The organism is Streptomyces sp. SID3343 (genome assembly GCF_009865215.1).
Taxonomy (GTDB): domain Bacteria; phylum Actinomycetota; class Actinomycetes; order Streptomycetales; family Streptomycetaceae; genus Embleya.
This window is the reverse complement of sequence record NZ_WWJX01001062.1, coordinates 1-4,318: the sequence shown is the minus strand read 5'-3', so window position 1 is coordinate 4,318 and position 4,318 is coordinate 1. Positions and strand designations below refer to the sequence as shown.

Annotated in this window: 5 protein-coding genes; 4 read left to right on the top strand and 1 reads right to left on the bottom strand. The window is 72.2% G+C overall.

All coding sequences use genetic code 11. The annotated features are described in order from the left end of the window. Nucleotides 1-319: 319 nt before the first annotated feature. The 4 genes from GT354_RS33195 to GT354_RS33180 are packed head-to-tail and all read left to right on the top strand — an operon-like array spanning nucleotide 320 to nucleotide 3,859. Nucleotides 320-1,201: a class I SAM-dependent methyltransferase gene (locus tag GT354_RS33195; protein WP_161360075.1), complete on the top strand. Its 882-nt coding sequence runs from the start codon at nucleotides 320-322 to the stop codon at nucleotides 1,199-1,201. Then, nucleotides 1,198-2,400, top strand: a complete 1,203-nt coding sequence (locus GT354_RS56745; RefSeq protein WP_161360074.1) for a cytochrome P450 — start codon at nucleotides 1,198-1,200, stop codon at nucleotides 2,398-2,400. Before GT354_RS33195 ends, GT354_RS56745 begins: the two co-directional genes overlap by 4 nt. Before the next feature lie 7 nt (nucleotides 2,401-2,407). Beyond that, entirely contained in the window at nucleotides 2,408-2,725 is a 318-nt protein-coding gene (locus GT354_RS33185) for a ferredoxin (protein ID WP_161360073.1), read from the top strand. Between the two features lie 6 nt (nucleotides 2,726-2,731). Then, entirely contained in the window at nucleotides 2,732-3,859 is a 1,128-nt protein-coding gene (locus GT354_RS33180; RefSeq protein ID WP_161360072.1) for a glycosyltransferase family 4 protein, read from the top strand. Nucleotides 3,860-3,937: 78 nt separating this feature from the next. Here the strand turns inward: GT354_RS33180 and GT354_RS33175 are convergent, their stop codons facing one another. Further along, entirely contained in the window at nucleotides 3,938-4,216 is a 279-nt protein-coding gene (locus tag GT354_RS33175; RefSeq protein ID WP_161360071.1) for a hypothetical protein, read from the bottom strand. Nucleotides 4,217-4,318: the final 102 nt, after the last annotated feature.

The window sequence follows — 4,318 nt, the reverse complement described above, 5'->3', positions numbered from 1 at the left end:
CCCTGTCCGCGCACACCGGCCGCGACGTCGTCCTCGTGGACACCACGTCCGGCCCGCCTCGCGCCCAAGGCGCGACCGTCGTGCGCGTCGTGGCCCCGGGCGCCCAAGCGCTGCCCACCGGATCCGGCACCGACCGGGGCCTGCCGAGCCGGTCGAGGCCCCACCCGTTCGGGTGACGCGAGCACCGGACGCCCCGGGGCATCCGAGCGGCCAAGTGCGGCCAAGCAAGTCCGAATACGCCTCAACATTCCCAAGTTCGCAGCCAACGAACCATAAAACGACCCGAGCACCGGACACACCGCGAGTCGAGGAGCCCGGCATGCCCCTGCCCAAGTCCTACACCCCGACCGGGCGCAACTCCCGCCTGCTCGCGCCCACTCCCTCCTCCGCCCCCACCCCCGACAGCGACCCGCACCCCCCGGCGCCGCCCGGCGGCACCGACCACCCCGCCCCACCGGGGTCCGGCCCCGGCTACGCCGACACCTTCGCCGCCGACTACGACCGTTGGTTCGGCAAACCCGGCATCACCGGTGCGACCGTGGACGCGCTCGTCGGCCTCTCCGGTACCGGCCCCGTGCTCGAACTCGGCGTCGGCACCGGCCGGATCGCGCTCGCGCTGTCCCAACGCGGCATCCGAGTACACGGCATCGACGCGTCGGAGGCCATGATCCGTCGACTGCGCGACAAGCCCGGCGGCACCGAAATCACCGTGCACATCGGCGACTTCTCCCACGTGGACGTTCCCGACCGGTACTCCCTGATCTACCTCGCCGGCGGAACGTTCTTCGAACTCGCCGACACCGAGGCCAAACAACGCTGCCTCGCCGCGGCCAGGGCGCGCCTGAAACCCGGCGGACTCCTCGTCTTCGACGCCCACCTGCCCGAAGCCCTCGCCGTCGCGTCCGCCTCGGGAACACCCGAGGTCGTCGCCGAGACGGACGAGCGGCTCATCCTGTGCCACCGCAGGATCGACGCGTCCACCCAGACCTACCAATCCCACTACCTCATCCACGAGGCCGACCGCACCCGACACCTGCGCGTCGCCTTCCACTACGCGTCCCCCGGCGAACTCGACCTGATGGCCCACAAGGCCGGACTCCGGCTCGTACGCCGGCAAGGCACGTGGGCGGGCGCCCCGTTCACCCGGGAGAGCGCCTACCACGTCTCCGTGTACGAAATCGGCGCCGCGGAGGAGTCGTGACCCGACCCGAGCCCGAAGCCCGCGCCGACACCCACGTCTTCCCCCTCCCGCACCGGGACGGACTCGACCCCATCCCGGAGTTCGCCGCACTGCGCCGCGAAGCGCCCTGCGCCCGAATCAAGCTGCCGAGCGGCGACCCGGCCTGGCTCGTGACCCGATACGCCGACGTACGCCTGGTGTTGGGCGACCCGCGCTTCAGCCGCACCCGCGCCACCCGAGGCACCGGGCCCCGCATCGCCGACGTGCCCACGCTGCCCGACTCGATCCTGGCCGCGGACCCACCCGTACACACCCGCCTGCGCAAACTGGTCGCGGCCGCCTTCACCGCCCGCCGCGCCGAGACGATGCGCCGCGACATCGCGCGCCTGGTCGACGAACTCCTGGACAACGTCGCCGCGCACGAGCGACCCGCCGACCTCGTCACGCTCTTCGCCCGCCCCCTGCCGCTGGCCGTCATCTGCGACCTCCTGGGCACCCCGCGCGCCGACGGCGACCGACTCGACGCCTGGTGCGACGCGTTGCGCAGCCTGACCGCGATCTCCGACACCGCGGTCACCCACGCGGTCGGCGAGATGACCGACTACCTCGGCGCGCTCGTAGCCGCCAAGCGCGAGCGGCCGGCCGACGACATGCTGAGCGTCCTGATCGCCGCCCGCGATCGGGAGGACCGCCTCAGCGAGGACGAACTGGTCTCCTTCTGCCTGGTCCTGCTCGCCGGCGGCTACGGCACCACCTCCGATCGACTGTCCGGCATGATCCACCTCCTGCTCGACGAACCCGAGCGCTATCGGCGGCTGTGCCGAGAGCCGGACACCATCCCCGGCGCGGCGGAGGAACTGCTGCGCTACGCCCAGACCAACGTGCAGGCCAATCTGCGGGTGGCTACCGAGGACCTGCGCCTCGGTGGCGTCGTGATCGCCGAGGGCGATGCGGTGATGGCCGTCAACTCGTCGGCCAACCACGACGAATCCGTCTTCGCCGACCCCGAACGGCTCGACTTCGACCGGGCTTACAACCCACACCTGAGCTTCGGGCACGGCGTCCACCACTGTGTCGGCGCGCCGCTTGCCCGGGTCCAGGTCCAGGAGGGTCTCGCCGGTCTGGTGCGCCGGTTCCCCGAACTGCGGGCCGCGGCACCACCGGTGTGGAAAGCGGGCCTGAAGACCCGGGCTCCCCGCACACTGCCCGTGAGTTGGTGAGCCGCGCATGACCTCGACCTCGGGTCCGACCGCGGGCATCCGCGTCGACCTCGACCTGTGCATCGGCTCGGGCATCTGCGTCGCCACCGCCCCGCGGTACTTCGGGCAAACCCCGGACGGCCGCGCGCGCGTGCGGCCGCAGGCACCGCCGCCGAACGAACTGGCCGAGGACGCGGCCGCCCTGTGCCCGGTGGAGGCGATCCTGATCAGCGGAAGCGGAAGCGGAAGCGGAAGCGGAAGCCCGAGCCCGAGCCCGAGCGGCAACGGCAACGGCAACCCGAGCCCGAGTCCGCCGGCGCCGATACCCCCGTCGATAGGGCCGTAGGCGGGCATGCGCATCGCCTATCTCCACCCGGGAAGCGTCCCCTCGCTCTACGCCAACAGCGTCCACGCGATGCGCATGTGCGATGCCTTCGCCGCGGCCGGCCACGACGTGGCGCTCTACACCGCGCCCGGTGCGTACTCGGTCGACGACCCGCACGACTACTACGGGGTCCGCCATCGCTTCCCCGTGCACACCGTGTCCAGCCCGGACTACACACCGGCCGGGTACCGGGATCGAGCGGAACGGGTGCGGGAGTTGCTGACCCGCGCCACCCCCGACACGATCTACGGCCACGACCTCTACGCCCTCACCGCCGCCGCCGACGTCGCACCCGTGGTGTACGAGACCCACCGACTGCGCGACGACCCGCACACGTTGGGCCTTGAGGATCGGCTGCTTCGCGCCGACACGCTCGCGCGGGTCGTGGTGATCAGCCACGCGCTCGCGCGCGACTACCGACACGCCTACGCTCGGCTGGGCAGGCTGCCGATCCTGGTCGCACCCGAAGGCGCCGACCCACCCGAACCAAGCGCCGGAACACCGGAGTTGCCGGGACGACCGAACGTGCCGCGGATCGGCTACGTCGGGCACCTCTACGAAGGACGCGGCATCGACCTCGTCCTCGATCTCGCCGATCGGTTCCCCGACGTCGACGTCCACCTGATCGGCGGCACTCCCGAGGATTTGGCCCGCTGGAACGAGCCCCGGCGAGCCGGCAACGCGCACTTCCACGGGCATCGCCCGCCCGGGGCCGTGTCCGCGTACTACCCGCTGCTGGACGTCGTGTTGGCCCCGTATCAGGCCAAGATCTACACCGCCGGCGGGCATTGCGAGACCGGCCGCTGGGCGTCGCCGATGAAGCTCTTCGAGTACATGGCCCACGGCCGCGCGATCATCGCGTCCGACCTGCCGGTCCTGCGCGAGATCCTGCGGGACCGGGCCAACTGCCTGCTGCGCCCGCCCGACGAACCGCGGGCCTGGGCGGACGCCCTCGGCGAACTGCTCACCGACCACACGCTGCGGCACACCCTCGGCGACGCGGCCGCGCGCCAGTTCGCGCACACGCACACGTGGCGCCACCGCGCCGCCCGAGTACTCGCGAACCTCGACGGCGGCACGACGTCTTCGACGTGATCGCGCCCGCGCAGCCGGGGCGCCACCGGACTCGAACCGGTGGCGGCGGGCGCGGGCGCGCGTACCCGGCGGGCTCCGTTACACCTGTGCGCGACGGCAGGCCTCGAGGGCGATGGTCGCCGGCACGTAGAACTCTCGCAGCGCGCCGTAACAGGCGTTCCGGTTGACGACACCACCTTCGGCGGAGACCACGCAGGCGCCCTCGGCCGCCGCGGGATCGATGCCGGGGTGATTCTCGAGCAGGTAGAAGTAGCAGTCCTGCGCGGAGGCGTCGGCGGTCGGTGCGACGGCGACGAGGCCGCCGAGGGCGAGGGCGATGCCGCCACCGACGGCGGCGAGGCGATGTGCGATGCGCATGGGGATCACAGGTCCTTCACGGCGGGGAACGGGAAACCCGAGGCCGTCGACGACGACTCGGGCATTTCGGTGCCTGCCGGCGCGCCCGAGACGCGGCCGCGC